The organism is Streptomyces parvulus (genome assembly GCF_014648855.1).
GTDB lineage: Bacteria > Actinomycetota > Actinomycetes > Streptomycetales > Streptomycetaceae > Streptomyces > Streptomyces parvulus.
Window position 1 is genome coordinate 399,328 of sequence record NZ_BMRX01000007.1, and the last position, 15,184, is coordinate 414,511.

The 15,184-nt window shown below is 73.6% G+C and carries 17 protein-coding genes; 7 read left to right on the forward strand and 10 right to left on the reverse strand.

What is annotated here, in order from left to right:
* Nucleotides 1–56: 56 nt before the first annotated feature.
* Nucleotides 57–629 carry a TetR/AcrR family transcriptional regulator gene (locus IE108_RS16035; RefSeq protein WP_064730435.1) on the forward strand — a complete coding sequence of 191 codons (573 nt, stop codon included), beginning with the start codon at nucleotides 57–59 and terminating at the stop codon, nucleotides 627–629.
* Here the strand turns inward: IE108_RS16035 and IE108_RS16040 are convergent.
* Both IE108_RS16040 and IE108_RS16045 read right to left on the reverse strand, forming a co-directional pair.
* A complete protein-coding gene (locus IE108_RS16040; protein ID WP_064730434.1) occupies nucleotides 626–1,381 on the reverse strand; it encodes an isocitrate lyase/PEP mutase family protein in 756 nt (251 codons plus the stop codon). The two genes, IE108_RS16035 and IE108_RS16040, sit on opposite strands and share 4 nt — an antisense overlap.
* Complete coding sequence (locus IE108_RS16045; protein WP_064730433.1) at nucleotides 1,378–1,854, reverse strand: hypothetical protein; 477 nt, start codon at nucleotides 1,852–1,854, stop codon at nucleotides 1,378–1,380. Before IE108_RS16045 ends, IE108_RS16040 begins: the two co-directional genes overlap by 4 nt.
* A gap of 117 nt (nucleotides 1,855–1,971) precedes the next feature.
* Here IE108_RS16045 and IE108_RS16050 point away from each other — a divergent pair, with 117 nt between their 5' ends.
* Nucleotides 1,972–2,508 carry a hypothetical protein gene (locus IE108_RS16050; protein WP_064730432.1) on the forward strand — a complete coding sequence of 179 codons (537 nt, stop codon included), beginning with the start codon at nucleotides 1,972–1,974 and terminating at the stop codon, nucleotides 2,506–2,508.
* Nucleotides 2,509–2,517: 9 nt separating this feature from the next.
* Here IE108_RS16050 and IE108_RS16055 read toward each other — a convergent pair whose 3' ends face one another.
* The 3 genes from IE108_RS16055 to IE108_RS16065 are packed head-to-tail and all read right to left on the reverse strand — an operon-like array spanning nucleotide 2,518 to nucleotide 5,185.
* Nucleotides 2,518–3,177: a response regulator gene (locus tag IE108_RS16055; RefSeq protein WP_064730431.1), complete on the reverse strand. Its 660-nt coding sequence runs from the start codon at nucleotides 3,175–3,177 to the stop codon at nucleotides 2,518–2,520.
* Nucleotides 3,174–4,349: a sensor histidine kinase gene (locus IE108_RS16060; protein WP_064730430.1), complete on the reverse strand. Its 1,176-nt coding sequence runs from the start codon at nucleotides 4,347–4,349 to the stop codon at nucleotides 3,174–3,176. Before IE108_RS16060 ends, IE108_RS16055 begins: the two co-directional genes overlap by 4 nt.
* Nucleotides 4,346–5,185 carry a CPBP family intramembrane glutamic endopeptidase gene (locus tag IE108_RS16065; RefSeq protein WP_064730429.1) on the reverse strand — a complete coding sequence of 280 codons (840 nt, stop codon included), beginning with the start codon at nucleotides 5,183–5,185 and terminating at the stop codon, nucleotides 4,346–4,348. The genes IE108_RS16060 and IE108_RS16065 overlap by 4 nt, the downstream gene beginning before the upstream one ends.
* A 155-nt stretch (nucleotides 5,186–5,340) precedes the next feature.
* On the opposite strand from IE108_RS16065, the gene mmuM reads away from it, so the two are divergent.
* Entirely contained in the window at nucleotides 5,341–6,249 is a 909-nt protein-coding gene (gene mmuM, locus IE108_RS16070; RefSeq protein WP_064730428.1) for a homocysteine S-methyltransferase, read from the forward strand.
* Between the two features lie 77 nt (nucleotides 6,250–6,326).
* Nucleotides 6,327–8,645 (forward strand): ATP-binding protein, encoded by a 2,319-nt coding sequence (locus tag IE108_RS16075; protein WP_064730427.1) that lies wholly within the window; start codon nucleotides 6,327–6,329, stop codon nucleotides 8,643–8,645.
* Here the strand turns inward: IE108_RS16075 and IE108_RS16080 are convergent.
* The 3 genes from IE108_RS16080 to IE108_RS16090 form a co-directional block, all read right to left on the reverse strand.
* Nucleotides 8,600–9,073 carry a response regulator gene (locus IE108_RS16080; RefSeq protein WP_064730426.1) on the reverse strand — a complete coding sequence of 158 codons (474 nt, stop codon included), beginning with the start codon at nucleotides 9,071–9,073 and terminating at the stop codon, nucleotides 8,600–8,602. The genes IE108_RS16075 and IE108_RS16080 overlap by 46 nt on opposite strands.
* Complete coding sequence (locus IE108_RS16085; RefSeq protein WP_064730425.1) at nucleotides 9,070–10,848, reverse strand: PP2C family protein-serine/threonine phosphatase; 1,779 nt, start codon at nucleotides 10,846–10,848, stop codon at nucleotides 9,070–9,072. Before IE108_RS16085 ends, IE108_RS16080 begins: the two co-directional genes overlap by 4 nt.
* Nucleotides 10,849–10,936: 88 nt before the next feature.
* On the reverse strand, nucleotides 10,937–11,152 hold the full coding sequence (locus IE108_RS16090) for a DUF8839 family protein (RefSeq protein WP_064730424.1): 216 nt from the start codon (nucleotides 11,150–11,152) through the stop codon (nucleotides 10,937–10,939).
* A gap of 296 nt (nucleotides 11,153–11,448) precedes the next feature.
* Between IE108_RS16090 and IE108_RS16095 the strand changes: the two genes are divergently transcribed.
* Complete coding sequence (locus IE108_RS16095) at nucleotides 11,449–12,339, forward strand: S1 family peptidase (RefSeq protein WP_079163706.1); 891 nt, start codon at nucleotides 11,449–11,451, stop codon at nucleotides 12,337–12,339.
* A gap of 247 nt (nucleotides 12,340–12,586) precedes the next feature.
* Here the strand turns inward: IE108_RS16095 and IE108_RS16100 are convergent, their stop codons facing one another.
* The gene (locus tag IE108_RS16100) at nucleotides 12,587–13,018 is read right to left on the reverse strand and encodes a VOC family protein (protein ID WP_064730422.1); all 432 of its coding nucleotides are present in this window, start codon (nucleotides 13,016–13,018) and stop codon (nucleotides 12,587–12,589) included.
* A gap of 114 nt (nucleotides 13,019–13,132) precedes the next feature.
* Here IE108_RS16100 and IE108_RS16105 point away from each other — a divergent pair, with 114 nt between their 5' ends.
* Nucleotides 13,133–13,462 (forward strand): hypothetical protein, encoded by a 330-nt coding sequence (locus IE108_RS16105; protein ID WP_079163705.1) that lies wholly within the window; start codon nucleotides 13,133–13,135, stop codon nucleotides 13,460–13,462.
* 11 nt (nucleotides 13,463–13,473) lie between these two features.
* Nucleotides 13,474–13,818 (forward strand): putative type II toxin-antitoxin system PemK/MazF family toxin, encoded by a 345-nt coding sequence (locus IE108_RS16110; RefSeq protein ID WP_079163704.1) that lies wholly within the window; start codon nucleotides 13,474–13,476, stop codon nucleotides 13,816–13,818.
* A gap of 92 nt (nucleotides 13,819–13,910) precedes the next feature.
* Here IE108_RS16110 and IE108_RS16115 read toward each other — a convergent pair whose 3' ends face one another.
* Nucleotides 13,911–14,939 carry a YdcF family protein gene (locus IE108_RS16115; protein ID WP_064730420.1) on the reverse strand — a complete coding sequence of 343 codons (1,029 nt, stop codon included), beginning with the start codon at nucleotides 14,937–14,939 and terminating at the stop codon, nucleotides 13,911–13,913.
* Between the last annotated feature and the right edge of the window lie 245 nt (nucleotides 14,940–15,184).

Sequence of the window (15,184 nt, forward strand, 5' to 3'; positions counted from 1 at the left end):
GGCCTAGCATGTGCCCCGGGATCTTCAGGAGTCCCGGAGAGTCAGGAAGGTGGCGCATGCCCCGAGCGGGCCTCACGACGGACCGTGTGGTCGCGGCCGCGGCCGAACTCGCCGACGCGAGCGGCTTCGAGAGCGTCACCGTGTCCGCCCTCGCCCGGCACTTCGGCGTGCGCGACGCGAGCCTGTACACGCACGTAAGGAACCTCCAGGACCTGCGCGTGCGGATGGCGTTGCTGGCGGGCGGCGAGCTGATCGACGAGATCGCGGCGGCGGTGGCGGGCCGGGCCGGGAAGGACGCGCTGGCCGCGTTCGCGGGCGCCTACCGCGCCTACGCCCTGCGGCATCCCGGCCGTTACGCCGCGACGCAGATCCGGATGGACCAGTCCCTCGTCGCCGACTCCCCCGCCCTGCGCCGCACCGCCGAGATCACCCACGGCATGCTCCGCGCCTACGGCCTCACCGAGCCCGACCTCACCGACGCCGTACGCCTGCTGCGCGCCACCTTCCACGGCTTCTGCGCCCTGGAGGCCACCGGCGGCTTCGGCGCCCCACGCGCGGTCCAGGCGTCCTGGGACCGGGCGGTGGACGCACTGCACGTCGCGCTGGAGAACTGGCCGCGCGCGGACTAGGCACCCCTCAGCGCCGCCACGTCCGCGTACGCCGGTGCGGTGCCCCGCGGTGGGTGGCCCGCGGTGATGTCGGCCGCCGTCTCCAGGGCGGCGCCCAGAGCCCTGCGGTACAGCAGCGAACCGAGGCTCACGCGGGCCACGCCGAGGTCGGCGAGGTGGGCGAGGGCGGGGCCGGCGGGCGAGAGGAGGACGTTGAGCGGGATGTCGAAGCGCGCGGCCAGCTCCGCGATGCGGGCGGGGTCGGTGAGGCCGGGGACGAAGACTCCGTCGGCGCCCGCCTCGCGGTAGGCGTCCAGGCGCCGCACGGTCTCCCCGGGGTCGCCGTCCCCCGACCAGTACATGTCCGTACGGGCGTTGACGAACAGACCGGGCGCCGCGCGCTTGACCGCGGCGATCTTCGCGGCGTGCCGGCCGGGAGGGCCCAGCGCGTCCTCCAGGTTGACGCCGACCGCGCCCACCGCCGCCAGTTGCCGCGCGAACTCCCCGACCTCGTCGGGGTCGTCGGCGAAACCGCTCTCCGCGTCCACCGTCAGCAGGAACGGCCCCGAGCCCAGGGTGAGGGCCAGCCGCAGGGTCTCGTCGCGCGTCGCCGACGCCCCGTCGGGCAGGCCGTTCGCCGCCGCGACGCCGAGGCTGGTGGTGCCGACGGCCGGGAAACCCTGCCCGGCGAGGGCGAACGCGGAGGCGTGGTCCCAGGCGCAGGGCAGCAGGAGGGGCGTGCCGGGGCGGTGCAGGGCGGCGAACGCGGTCACGAGAGGTCGCCCACGGCGTCGGCGTAGTACACGGACTCCCCCAGGTGGCGCGCGAGTTCGCGGAAGGTCCAGCCCTCGCCGGGCGAGTCGTCGAGCTGCCCCGGGGTGAGCGCGTCCAGCCGGTCGGCCCAGATCCGGGCGAGCCGGGTGAGGCGGCTGCGGGCCTCGTCCAGGTCGTCCGGCGTGAAGGGGGCGCGGTCCGCGTCCGTGGTCGTGGCGGAGGCGTGCCAGTGGTCGGGCTCGGTCGGCCGGCCCGCCAACCGCGCCTCCATCTCCGCGAGATGGTCGACCAGGTGGTCGGCGACCCGCCGGACGGCCTTGTGCGGGGTGTAGGTGCGCCCGTCGACGTGGACGGGTTCGCCGTCCCAGCGGGTCCAGGTGGCGGCCAGGGCGAGGACGTGCTCGACCATGCCGGTGACGAGGGCGGCGGGGGCGGACGCGGGGTGCGCGGGGGCGGTGTGCGAGTCGCTCATGTGCCCGACGTTATGGGCCGGTTGGTTCGGTGGCCGCCGAAGTGTTCACCGGCGAGGGGCGGGTATCCGGACGCACACGTGACGTCACCCCCCGATCCGACCGACCGAGAGGCGACCATGAACAGATCCGAGCGGGGCGAAGGGGCTTACGAGCGGCGCTGGTGGGACAAGCTGTCGGTGATCGGCGTGCTCGCGCTGGCAGCGGGCGTGGTGGTCCGTCTGATCACGCGCGGGCTCGACTCGTGGCCGTCCGCGGTGATCGGGGCCGCGCTGATGAGTGTGTGGATCGTGTTCCTGGTCCGCCGACGCAGGCGCGCCGACGCCCGGGACACCGGCGCCGACAGCGAGGACGTACCGGCCATGGAACGCCGGATCCTGAAGGGCGGGGAGCCGCCCCGGGACCCCGAGCGGCGCCGGGAGATGGCCGCGCTGGTGGACTCCCGTCAGCACCGGCTGCGGCGCAACCGCTGGTGGGCGCTCCCCATGCTGGCCGTGATCTTCTTCGGTACGTCCGTCCTGGCGTTCGTCTCCGGTTCCGTGACCGCCGGCAGCCTCACCCTGGCTCTCGCGGTGGCGTTCGTCGGTTGGCTGACCTGGTACAACTTCCGTTTCGACCGGCGCCTGACACAGATGCGCCACCGGCTGCGGACCTGATCGGGCGCGTCAGGTCACCAGGCCGTGGCGGTAGGCGAACACCACGGCCTGGACGCGGTCGCGCAGGTCCAGCTTGGTGAGGATGCGGGAGACGAAGGTCTTGACCGTCTCGGGGCTGATCACCAGGGCCGCGGCGATCTCGCCGTTGGAGAGGCCGTCCGCGACGAGGCGCAGCACCTCCGTCTCGCGGGGTGTGAGCGGGAGGTTCCCGGCGGGGCCGCCGACGGGCCGGATGCGGGCGGCGTACCGGCCGACGAGGCGGCGCGTCACGTCGGGGTCGAGGAGCGCCGCGCCCTGGGCCACGGTCCGGATGCCGTGCAGCAGACGGTCCGGCGGCGCGTCCTTGAGCAGGAACCCGCTGGCGCCCGCCCGCAGCGCCTCGTACACGTACTCGTCGAGGTTGAACGTGGTCACCACGAGCACCTTCACCGGGTGCTCCACCCCGGCGCCGGCCAGCAGCCGGGTGGCCTCGATGCCGTCCATGACCGGCATCCGCACGTCCATCACGACGACGTCCGGGCGTACTTCGCGGGCGAGGTCGACGGCGGCCCGGCCGTCGCCGCACTCGCCCGCCACCTCCAGGTCGGGCTGGGCGTCGACGATCGTGGCGAGGCCGGCGCGGATCATCGCCTGGTCGTCGCAGATCAGGACGCGGACCGGGGTGCTCACGAGGGACTCCCGGCCGGGATGCGGGCCTCGACGACGAATCCGCCGCCCGCCGGCCGGCCGGTGCTGAAGTCGCCGCCGAGGACGCCGACCCGTTCGCGCAGTCCGGCCAGGCCGCGTCCGCCGCCGCCGGGGGACGCGGCGCCCGTGCCCGTGCCGTCCGTGCCGACCCGCACCGTGATCTCCCGTTCGCCGTGGTGGACGAGGACCGAGGTCCGGCCGCCGTGGTCGTACTTGAGCGCGTTCGTCAGGGCCTCCTGCACGACGCGGTAGGCCACCAGGTCGGCGCTGCCGGTGGCGGCCGCCGGTGTGCCCCGTTCGGTGAACTCGACCGGCTGCCCGGCCCGCCGGGTCTGCTCCACGAGGGTGAGGACCCGGCCGACGGGCGGTGTCCTGGGCTCCGTGCCCCGGTCGGTGCCGTGGTCCGGGTCGAGCAGGTCGAGCAGGTGCCGCAGGTCCGTGATGGCCCGGCGGCCGGTGTCGCCGACCGCGGCCAGCGTCCGGTCGAGCCGGTCGGGGTCGGCGGTCAGGTACCGCGCCGCCTCGGACTGGACGACCATCGCCGTGACGTGGTGGGTGACCACGTCGTGCAGTTCGCGGGCGATGCGGGCGCGTTCGGCGTCGCGGGCGTCCTCGGCGACGCGCACCCGGCGTTCGGCCTCGGCGGCCCGGGCGGAGCGCATCCAGGTGCCGATGCCCCAGGCGAGGGCCAGGGCCAGGTAGAAGGTGACGAACTCGGCGGCCGGTTCGCCCGGCCCGCGCCGGTACAGCTCGACCGAGAGCGCGACGAACGCCGCGGAGGCGAGGGCCAGGGTCGTGCGCCGGTACCGCTCCAGGTAGGAGCCGGCGCTCAGCAGGGCCACGGGCAGCGCGGTGCCGGCGAAGAGGTGGTAGCCGCGGATCTGGTCGAGGGCGAAACCGGCCGACACGAGGGCGAGGCAGACGTGCGGCCACCTGCGGCGCACGGCGAGCGGGAGGCACTGGAGGAGCGCCGCCGCACCGGCGAGCACGTCGGCGGGGCGGGTGGGCAGGCCGCCGATCTCGGTGCCGTTGCCCCGCAGGGCGGGCAGCAGGGACGCGATCAGGAGGAGCACCGCGAACGGCAGATCGCGGACCATGACGTCCAGGCGCCGCCACCGTTCCGGCAGCTCCGGCACCCCTCGGCGAGCGATCACCGGGGCAGTGTAGCGGCGGCGTCGACGCGTGCCGCCCGCCGGGCGCCGGGCGGCACGACGTTCCCGCGCCGGTGCGCCAGCCACAGGAACACGAGGGTCAGCAGCGCTCCGAAGCCCACCGCGTAGACGCTGCCCTCGGGCCCGAACGCGCCGCCCGTGAGCAGCTTCGGTCCGTCCGTGGCGGCGTCCAAAAGTCCCTGGTTGGTGCCGTTGCCGGAGACCTCGGTGCTGAAGACGCCGGCCGCGGCGAAGTTCCAGCCGAAGTGCACGCCGATCGCCGGCCAGAGGCTGCGGGTGGCGGCGTAGACGGCGGCGAGCATGAAGCCGGCCTCGATGGAGATGGCGACGGCGCCCCAGAGGGTGGCGTCCTCGTTGAGCAGGTGGGAGAGGCCGAAGAGGACGCCGGTCAGGGTCAGCGCGACGTACGTCCCGACGTGTTCCTCGATGACGCGGAACAGGACGCCGCGGTAGACCACTTCCTCCATCGCGGCGGCGGCCGCCATGAAGCCCACCAGGCCGAGGGCGCCCCGCACCGAGCCGAGGCCGTCGACCTCGTAGTGGCCGGAGGCGAACAGGTTGACGATGACGGCGCCGAACATCCCCGCGCCGATCAGCGTGCCCCAGCCGGCCCTGGCGGCGGCACCCTCCCAAGCGACGTCGAGGGCGGGCCGGCGCTCGGTGCGCCGTACCACCCAGGCGTACCCGAGCACGGCGCACGCCGCCGCCGCCAGGCCGACGACGAGCATCAGCCAGTCGTTCTCCCGCACGGCGCCGACGGCGAACCCGCCCAGCGCGTACACCGCCAGGGCGGTCAGGAACTGCCGGACGAATCTCACGGGGACTCCTTCGCAGAGGCCCGCGACCGGGTCGTCCCGGGCCGCTCAGGACGCTACGGATCCGGCGACGCCGGATCGTCCCCCCGGGGTGGACACCTGGCCGTAGCTCGCACGGGGGACAGGCACCGCCGTCACACACCCCCTAGCCTCGTGACATGACCAGCCCCTTCGCCGCCGCCCTCGCCTCCGGCCGCCCGCTCGTGCTCGACGGCGGGATGTCCAATCAGCTGGAGGCCGCCGGGTACGACCTGAGCGACGGGCTGTGGTCGGCGCGGCTCCTCGCCGAGGCGCCCGGAGCGATCACCGAGGCGCATCTCGCGTACTTCGAGGCGGGCGCCGACGTGGCGATCACGGCGAGCTACCAGGCGACCTTCGAGACCTTCGGGCGGCGCGGCCTCGACCGCGACCGTGCGGCCGAACTGATGGCGCTGTCGGTGGAGTTGGCCCGGGACGCGGCACGCCGGGCGCGCACGGACCGCCCGCTCTGGGTGGCGGCCTCCGCCGGACCCTACGGCGCGATGCTCGCGGACGGCTCCGAGTACCGTGGCCGGTACGGCCTGACCCGGGACGAGCTGGAGCGCTTCCACCGCCCGAGGCTCGAGGTGCTGGCCGCCGCGCGCCCGGACGTGCTCGCGCTGGAGACGGTCCCCGACGCCGACGAGGCGGCGGCGCTGCTGCGGGCGGTGCGCGGTCTGGGCGTGCCCGCCTGGCTGTCGTACACGGTTGCCGGCGGCCGCACCCGCGCCGGGCAGCCTCTGGAGGAGGCCTTCGCACCGGCCGCCGACGCGGACGAGGTGGTCGCGGTGGGCGTGAACTGCTGCGTCCCCGAGGACGTGCCGGGTGCCGTCGAGACCGCCGCCCGCGTCACCGGCAAGCCGGTCGTCGCCTATCCCAACAGCGGGGAGACCTGGGACGCCGGCACCCGGTCCTGGCGGGGGCGCTCCTCCTTCGCCCCGGAGCGGGTGCGGTCCTGGCAGGCGTCCGGCGCCCGTCTGGTCGGCGGCTGCTGCCGGGTGGGGCCCGGCACGATCGCGTCCGTCGCGGGGGCGCTGGCGGTGGGGTGACGGGCGGCCCGTCCGGGGGCGGGGGGGTGGCGTACCGCCTCGGGCTGCGTGGCCGGGCCGTAGGGCATGATCGAGTCATGACGGACGAGTGGTTGTCGAATCGGGCCAAATCGGCTGAGGCGTCGGCGGGGACGGGGTTCGACCTCTCGGTGTGCGTGCGGGAGCGGATCCACCAGCTGGGGGGCGTCCAGTCGCACGGCACCCTGCTGGCCGCGGACCCGGAGAGCGGTCTGGTGGACACCGCCGCCGAGAACACCGGGAGCCTGCTGGGGGCGCCGGCCGACGGCCTGGTGGGCCGGCACGTCACCGCCGTACTGGAGGAGGACGACTGGGCGGAGGCCGTGGCGGCGTCGGCCGAGGGCGACTCCGTCGCCGTGACGCTGCCCGTGACGGCCGGTGCCGCCGGGCACCGGGCGGGCTTCGACCTGTCGGTGCACCGCCGCGAGGGCCTGGTGGTGCTGGAGTTCGAGCCGCGCGACGCCGAGGACGCCTTCCGGTTCGCCGCGTTCTACCAGGAGGTCCGCCGCGCCCTGCGCCGCCTGCGCTCCGCGGAGACGGTGCTCGACTGCTGCCGTGCGGCGGTGGCCGAGGTGCGCCGGCTGACCGGATACGACCGGGTCGTCGCCTACCGCTTCGAGGGCACCGACGGCCCCGGCGAGGTCGTCGCCGAGGACGTCCGGGAGGGCTGGGAGCCGTGGCTCGGCCTGTGGTTCCCGGCCACCGACATCCCGCCCCAGGCCCGGCGCCTGTACGAGGAGAACTGGATCCGCGTCATCCGGGACGTCGACGATCCCACGGCGCGGCTCCGTCCGGAGCGCCGCCCGGCCACGGGCACCCCGCTCGACCTGTCCGGCGCCGCGCTGCGCACGGTCTCCGGCTTCCACCTGGAGTACCTGCGCAACATCGGGGTCCGCTCCTCCATGTCGGTGTCCCTGATGCGCGAGGGCCGCCTCTGGGGTCTGATCGCCTGCCACGGGGCGGAGCCGCGCACGCTGGCCCCGGAGGTGCGGTCGGCGTGCGAGCTGTTCGGCACGGCCTTCTCCATGCAGCTGGCCGCCATCGCGGAACGGCACCGCGCCGACGCGCTGGAGCGCTCGGGCCGGGACGTGGCCGCGGTCGCCGGGCTGCTCGACGAGGACGTCGACGCGTCCCTGCTGCGCCACGAGAGCGCGGTGCGCGAGCTGGTCGGCGCCGACGGCGTCCTGTTCATGCGCGCCGGCCGCGCCTCCACGGGCGGCCTGCCCGTCCCCGAGGAGGTCGTCCGGACCCTCGGCGCCTACGCGGCCCACGCGACGCCCGACGGAGTGTGGTCCACCGACCGGCTGCCGGAGCTGCTCGCCGCCGGCGACGACGCCCCGCCGGTGGAGGGCTGCCCCGCGGGTGTGCTGCTGCTGCCGGTCGGACGCGGCGGCGACTACCTGGCCTGGTTCCGGCGGGAGCGCCCGACGCCCCGCGAGTGGGCGGCCGACCCCGCGCACCCGGTGCTCGTCGGTCCGCAGGGCGAGCGCCTGACGCCGCGGGGTTCGGGCGCCGTCTACCGCTCGATGATCCGGGGCCGCAGTCTGCCGTGGACGGCGCGGGAGCGGGCCGCGGCGGTGGAGATGGGCCGCCTGCTCACCGAGCTGGTCCTGCGCCACGCCGACGACCTGGACAAGCTCAACGACGAGCTGCGGATGACCAACCTGGACCTCGACTCCTTCGCGCACGTCGCCGCCCACGACCTCAAGGAGCCGCTGCGCGGCATCGCCAACGCCGCCACCTTCACCCTGGAGGACGCCGGGGAGGACCTCGACGGGACCAGCGTGCGCCGGCTGGAGACCATGCAGCGGCTCGCCGCCCGGATGGACGACCTGCTCAACTCGCTGCTCCACTACGCGCGGATGGGCCGCGCCGGCCTGCGACGCGAGGACGTCGCCCTCGACGACGTCCTGGACGCGGTGCTGGAGGTGGCCGGTCCGCGCCTGGAGGAGGAAAGGGTGCGGGTCGTGCGGCCACGGGCCCTTCCGCGGGTCCACGCCGACGCGGACCGGCTCCAGGACATTCTGCTCAACCTGCTGGTCAACGCCGCGAAGTACGCGGCCGACCGGCCGGACCGCACAGTGGAGGTGGGCGTCGAGGACGTCGTGCCCCCGGGGTCGGGGCGGGCCGGGCCGGCGGTGGTGGTCCGCGACAACGGCATCGGCATCCCGCACGACCGGCAGGAGGAGGTCTTCGACCTGTTCCGCCGGCTGCACGGGCCGCGGGAGCGCGGCGGCGGCACCGGTGTGGGGCTGGCGGTGGTCAAGCGGATCGTGGAACGGCACGGCGGCCGGCTCTGGCTGACCAGCGAGCCGGGCGAGGGTTCGGCGTTCTACTTCACGCTGGGCGAGGAGCCCGCCGGCGGTGCGGGCGGCTGACCCTTGGCCTCCAGCCAGTAGTCGAGCGCGCCCTTGAGGACCGTACGGAACAGGTGGAAGTTGAGCGGCTTGTAGATGTAGCTGTCGGCTCCGGCCGCGTAGGCGGCGTCGACCTCGGGCGGCGCGGTCGACGAGGTGAAGACCACCACGGCGACCTCGGCCAGTTCCGTCCGCGCCCGGATGGCCCGCAGCACCGCGTGACCGCTCAGGCCGGGCATGTTCAGGTCCAGCAGCAGGATGCCGGGCACCTCGTCCTCGGCCAGCAGGCGGTCCACGACTCCGTCGCCGCGGTCGAGGAACTCCAGGCGGAGCTGGGGATGGCTGCGCGTGAGGGCCCGTTCGATCGCCTCCGCGTCCTCCTGCGAGTCCTCCACCACCAGGACCCGGCCGTTGTCCAGCCGCTTGCCCGGTGCGTGTGCCTGCGTCACGGTCGTCCCCTCAGGTGCGCGATCAGTACTGCGGTGTCGTCGTCGCCCATCTCGCGGAAGTCGGAGGCGGCGGTGACGAGCCGCCGCGCCGAGAGTTCGTCGACGGGTCCGATCCCCCGCACGGCGTCGTGCAGCAGATCCTCGAAGCAGGTGCCGTCCGCCGCCCTCGCCTCCGTGAGTCCGTCGGTGAACAGCACCAGGGCGTCGCCGTCCGCGAGCCGGACCCGGTGCGGGGCGTACTCGGCTCCGGGCACGACGCCGAGGAGCAGTCCTCGGGCGGGCAGCTCCTCCACGGTTCCGTCGGCGTGCCGGACCAGCGGCCACGGGTGCCCGGCGCCGGCGATGTCGGCGTCCCAGCCGCCCCCGGCGGCGGGCGTCAGGGTCACCACCAGGGCGGTCACGAAGCGGGCGGCGCCCTCCTCGACCAGCGCGCCGTTGAGCCGCTCCAGGGTCCGTTCGGGAGCCATGCCGTCCGTGAGCAGCGTGCGCAGGGTGTGCCGGGCCAGCGCGGTGTACGCCGCCGCCTCGGCCCCGCGGCCGCAGACGTCGCCGATGAACAGGGAGATCCGGTCGCCGGCCACCACCGCGTCGTAGAAGTCGCCGCCGACGTCCAGGCTGGGGTCGCCCACCTCGTAGGCGGCGCTCAGCAGCACCCCGGGCGCCTCGGGCAGGACGCGGGGCAGCAGCTGGCGCTGCAGGGTCTCCACGTGCTGGCGCCGCTGGGCGTAGAGGGTGGCGGTGTCGATGGCGAGCGCGGCCCGGCCGGCCAGGTCGGCGAGGGTCGGCAGGTCGGCCAGGCTGGTGTCGTCGCGGTGGTAGAGGAAGGTCAGCGTGCCGAGGACGCGGCCGCGGGCGCGCAGCGGGCTGACGCTCAGCGCCCGGATGGTCTTGCCGTCGCCCACGGCGTCCGGCCCGAAGGGACCGCCGCTGAGGTCGCCGCCTCGCAGTACCCGCCCCCGGGACTGACCGGCGACCTGCCGAAGCCGCTCGGCGAGCCAGGCGTCGTGCAGGGCGACCTCCCCGAGCCAGGCCTGCGCGTCGGCGGCGACGTGGGCGGTGGCCACGGGTTCGAGGCCGCCGTCCGGCCGCAGGAGGTGGACCGCGCAGCCCTCGGCCACGGCGGGCACGGCCAGGCGCGCCACCCGGCGCAGCGTCTCCTCCACCTCCAGGCTCTCGTCCATCTGGAGGGAGGCCTCGGCGAGGAAGGCGTCGCGGGCCTGGCGCCGTTCGTGGACCTCGTCCTCCAGGATGCGCCGGTTGCTGACCATGAGGATGTCGGCGACCTGGTGCAGCCGCTCGCGCAGCTCCCGCTCCTCGTCCTCGGACGGCGAGTGGTCCAGGGCCATCCACAGGCCCGCGGTGTCGTCGGTCCCGAGCGGGAAGAGGCACTCCAGGACGGTGACCGCGCCGGTCCCGCGCAGGGCGGGTGCGACGAGCGGTGCGACGGTGTCCGGATCGCGGCGGCGCACGCGGGGCGGCTCGCCGGGCGTTCCGACGGGGGGCGGCACGGCTCCTCCGGGCCAGTCGGCGGCGGCGGGGTACCAGGTGACGGTTTCGTCGGAGTCAGGTGTCCAGCGGCGGAGGTAGCTCGTCTCGCGCCCCGCCCAGCGTGCTCCGACGACCGCGGCGGCTCCGGGCACCTCGGACAGGGCGGAGTAGACGCGCGTGGCGAGCATGGTGACGTCCTGAGCACGCACGGCCGCGAGCCACAGCTCGTGCAGGTGGCGCCACCAGCCGGACGGCGCACCGGGCGTCTCATGGGTACGTTCCTTCACACAATCCTCTCCACCGGCACACTGTACCCGCGCAGGGGCCGGATCCCCGGGCCGGACGGACGGGCCGACCGGTGCCGCCGGGGGCCTGTCAGGCCGCGGAGCGCAGGGGTTCCGCCTCGTCCCCGCGCGTGTCCGAGCGGGCCGTGGAGGTGGGGGCGACGACGAGGAAGGCGTCGGCGGCGAGGTCCATGACGACCTCGGCCGTCTGGCCCTGCGCCCGCAGGTGCGAGGCGAATTCCTCGGCCGGCCAGGAGCCGCGGGGCGAGCCCGCGGGGAACGTCTTCAACACCAGGGCATGCGTCATCGCGGCACCTCCGCACGTGGATTCGGCACAGCCACCCCTTGACCCGGACGGTTGGCTGCCTTGTCCTGCGCATGCCCCCGATCCACGGGGGACACGCCCACGGAATCTCGTCTCGCCGCACTCCTGCCGCGGGCCGGTCCCGTCCGGGGGTCTTGCGCAGACGCGTCGCTCTCTACAGCATGGGGTGCAAGCGCTTGTCAGGGCCACGCCAGTGATCGCGGTGTGTCCTGATGGTGTGTCATGAGGCGCCCACCCAGCGCCTTCTCCCCGGTTCCCCACAACCTGGAGGATTCACAGTGCGACTCTCCCACCCCCACAGCCTTCCGAGACGCGCACGACTGGTCGCCATGGCCACCGGCCTCGCCGCCGCGGCGGCCCTGGCGGTCCCCGCCGCCACCGCGTCGGCGCAGCCGGCCCCGGAGACGTTCAGCGCCGCCGAGCTCAACCAGACGACCGCCGCCGTGCGCACCGCCGACGTCGGCGGCACCGCGTGGTACACCGACGCCAAGTCGGGCAAGGTCGTCGTCACGGTCGACAGCACGGTCAGCAAGGCCGAGATAGCCAAGATCAGGAGTGAGGCCGGCGAGAACGCCGACGCGCTCGTGGTCAAGCACACGCCCGGCACGTTCTCGAAGCTCATCGCCGGCGGCGAGGCCATCACCACAGGCGGAGCCCGCTGCTCCCTCGGCTTCAACGTGCAGGACGGCGCCGGCACCAAGTTCGCGCTGACCGCCGGTCACTGCACCAACATCGGCAGCTCCTGGTCCATCGGCACCACGGCCGGGTCCAGCTTCCCGGGCAACGACTACGGCATCATCCGGCACTCCAACGGTGCCGCCGCCGACGGCCGTGTCTACCTCTACAACGGCTCCTACCAGGAGATCACCGGCGCCGGAAACGCCTCGGTGGGCCAGTCGGTCCAGCGCAGCGGCAGCACGACCGGCCTGCACGGCGGCAGCGTCACCGGCCTCAACGCCACCGTCAACTACGGTGCCGACGGCATCGTCTCGGGCCTGATCCAGACCAACGTCTGCGCCGAGCCCGGCGACAGCGGCGGCGCCCTGTTCTCCGGCAGCACCGCGCTCGGCCTGACCTCGGGCGGCAGCGGCAACTGCTCCTCCGGCGGCACGACGTTCTTCCAGCCGGTCACCGAGGCACTCGCCGCCTACGGCGTGAGCATCATCTGAGTCCTCTGCTCCCTCGCCCCGGCCCGGCGGCTCCGCCACCGGCCCTGAACACCGCCCCCGCCCGGTCCACCGGGCGGGGGCGGTGCGCGCGTCGCCGGGGCCGCGCCCGTTCAACCCTCCCCGCGGAACGTCCCGTCAGCGAGAGGCACTTCTGCGTTCGCGCCACCAGAGGGTGACGAACGCCGCGAGAGCGACCAGGAAAAGCAGGAACACCGCGATGCGCGTAGCGCGTGGCCGCGGAGAAGAATCAGTCGAGGCAGAACTCGTTGCCCTCGATGTCCTGCATCGTGATGCACGACTCGTTGACGCCGTCGGCGCGCTGGGTCAGCACGTGTGTCGCGCCGAGCGCCATCAACCGTGCGCATTCGGCCTCCAGCGTGGCCAGGCGCTCGTCACCCACGAGCCCTGTGCCGGCCCGCACATCGAGATGCACCCGGTTCTTGACGACCTTGCCTTCGGGGACTCGCTGGAAGAGCAGGCGGGGACCCACACCCGAGGGGTCGGTGATCGCGAAGTAGAGCTCCTCCTCGGGCGGCAGCGACTGGTGGTATTCCTCCCACGTGGCGAAGCCCTCCGGGACCGGCGGCACGACGTACCCCAGCACCTCGCACCAGAAGGCGGCGAGACGCGCGGGTTCCGCGCAGTCGAAGGTCACTTGGATCTGTCTGATGGTCGGCATCGGCGCACGATAACAGGGACGCTGCGCGGCTCCTGACTGTAGTGATGCGCCGTTCTCACCGACCCACCTCGATTCAGGCGGCACCGCAATGTTGCGGGGTGACACCCTGGAGCGATGCGACCTGAGACCGACGTCACCGAGAACGGCCTGCGGCATCTGCTCAATGAGTGGGATCCGATCGGCGTCGCCGATGCAGTTCAGGACGAGTACGACTGCATGCTCGCTCCTCTCCTTCAGCGCCTCCGGGGCGGCGCAGCCCAGGTGGAGATCGGCGAGTTCCTGCGGCATGAGCTGGAGGATCACTTCGGACTCTCCCCTCATCCATCAGAGCCGCAAGCGATGGCCTACCGGGTGATGACCTGGTGGGCATCAGGCCAAGGCACAGTGGGTGCGCCGAGGCCGTCGAACGGGGATGCCTCGCAGAGCCCATCCACCGCTCTATGACAGGAGGACCTGTGCAGCGTGGCGAAGTCTGGTGGGCGGAGGTCGACGGGCGGCGGCCCGTCGTACTGCTCTCGCGAGAAGGGCCGGAGTTCCGGGCGATGCAGGTCGTCGCTCCCGCCGGCGTCGAACTCGGCGGAGTCGCCGCCGAGCTGGCAGTAGGTGCCCCTGAGGGATTGCCCGTGGAAGGCGTGCTGCGGGTCGCGCTCCCCCGCCCCGGGCTCATCCCCTGCACGTGGCTGGTCACCCTGCACCGGAAAGACCTGGTCGAACGGGCGGGAACACTGTCGCCGGCGAAGCTTGGCGATCTCCGGGAACTCCTCCGGCTCGGTGGGCTCGAAGAGCAGCCCGCACCATGAGCCCGTGCTCTGCCCGCGGCACAGCGCGTGGCCGATGAGGTGACGTCCGACAGCGGCGCTGGGCCGAGGGTGCTGTATCTCGGCCTCGACTCCTACGTGACGGCCCCCGGCGACGGCCACCCCAGCCACCAGATGAACAGGCCGCTCAGCAGGACGAGCAGGAAGAGTGCGGCGTTGGTGCGGCGGTAGGCGACGAGGAGGGCCACGAACTCGCGGATCATGGCGCTCGGCCAGAAGTACGCGGCGGTCGGGGCGCCGATCACGTGGCCCCGGACGCCCGTGCGGCGGGCGGTGATCGCCGCGCGGAAGACGTGGTAGTTGTTCGTGACGATCACGCACCGGTAGTCCGGATTCCCCCGCTCCATCAGGGCTTTGCTGAACGTCAGATTCTCGTCCGTGGTCGTCGAGCGGTCCTCGCGTTCGATCAGGTCGGCGGGGAAACCCTGGTTGACCAGGTAGTCCGCCATCGCGTGGGACTCGGGCAGCTTCTCGTCGGGACCTTGGCCTCCCGAGGTGATCAGGACCGGGCGCCGGCCCCTCCGGGACAGCCGTGCGTGTTCCTTCCGGGCCCGGTCGAGGCGGCCGGCCAGCAGCGGGGGCACGGTCGTGCCGCCGGTCAGGCCCGAGCCCAGGACCACCACGTAGTCCGCCCGGCGCCGGATGCGCAGACGCCCGTACAGACTTCCGTAGACGAGGAAACAGAGGAACAGGAAGGCGACGTATCCGGCGAGCGCCACCGCCGTCGCCGCGACGACCACGAGCGTGTGCGTGTGCAGCACCAGCGCCGTGATCAGCAACGCGAGCAGGGCGACCAGGGCTGTGCCGGCCCCCAGGGAGAGCAGGTTCGCCAGGCTCCTGCCCTCCTTGCGGACCATGCTGACCCCGTTGGCGATGAGGAACCACGCCAGCGTGACGACCCCCACGCCCGCCAGGGTCAGCAGCGCGACGGCCAGGTCGCGGCCCAACTGGGGCCGCTCGGAGGCCACATGCCAGAGGAGCGCGAGCACGGCGAAGACGGCGGACAGGCCCAGCAGGACCGCGTTGCTCACTCGGCGGCGATCTCTGACCAGGCCGGCACAGAACAAGATGAAGCAGATGAACGACGGTACAAAGGCCACCATGCGTTGATCCTACGAGGCGCGGCGCGATCCCGACCGTCCTCCCCGGTGCCCCCGCGCGACCGGCTCCAACCCCTTGGCAGCGAGTAGGGCAGGCAGTCCTGGGAGCCAGCCGACTCTCTCCCCGAAACGCATATCCATTCCGGCCGCAATGAGCCCCGCCGCTTCACATCGACATATCGGGACGAAAGTGGGTCAACCCCTCATCTCTGGGGCGGAATTCACGGCTCCGTCGTCGAATTTCGGGG

Bases quoted from the DNA above. Each gene is read 5' to 3' on its own strand.
- IE108_RS16075 (WP_064730427.1), top strand. From the start codon at position 6,327: ATGACGGACGAGTGGTTGTCGAATCGGGCCAAATCGGCTGAGGCGTCG.
- IE108_RS16100 (WP_064730422.1), bottom strand. From the start codon at position 13,018: ATGCCGACCATCAGACAGATCCAAGTGACCTTCGACTGCGCGGAACCC.
- IE108_RS16045 (WP_064730433.1), bottom strand. From the start codon at position 1,854: ATGAGCGACTCGCACACCGCCCCCGCGCACCCCGCGTCCGCCCCCGCC.
- IE108_RS16105 (WP_079163705.1), top strand. From the start codon at position 13,133: ATGCGACCTGAGACCGACGTCACCGAGAACGGCCTGCGGCATCTGCTC.
- IE108_RS16050 (WP_064730432.1), top strand. From the start codon at position 1,972: ATGAACAGATCCGAGCGGGGCGAAGGGGCTTACGAGCGGCGCTGGTGG.
- IE108_RS16035 (WP_064730435.1), top strand. From the start codon at position 57: ATGCCCCGAGCGGGCCTCACGACGGACCGTGTGGTCGCGGCCGCGGCC.
- IE108_RS16115 (WP_064730420.1), bottom strand. From the start codon at position 14,939: ATGGTGGCCTTTGTACCGTCGTTCATCTGCTTCATCTTGTTCTGTGCC.
- IE108_RS16090 (WP_064730424.1), bottom strand. From the start codon at position 11,152: ATGACGCATGCCCTGGTGTTGAAGACGTTCCCCGCGGGCTCGCCCCGC.
- mmuM (WP_064730428.1), top strand. From the start codon at position 5,341: ATGACCAGCCCCTTCGCCGCCGCCCTCGCCTCCGGCCGCCCGCTCGTG.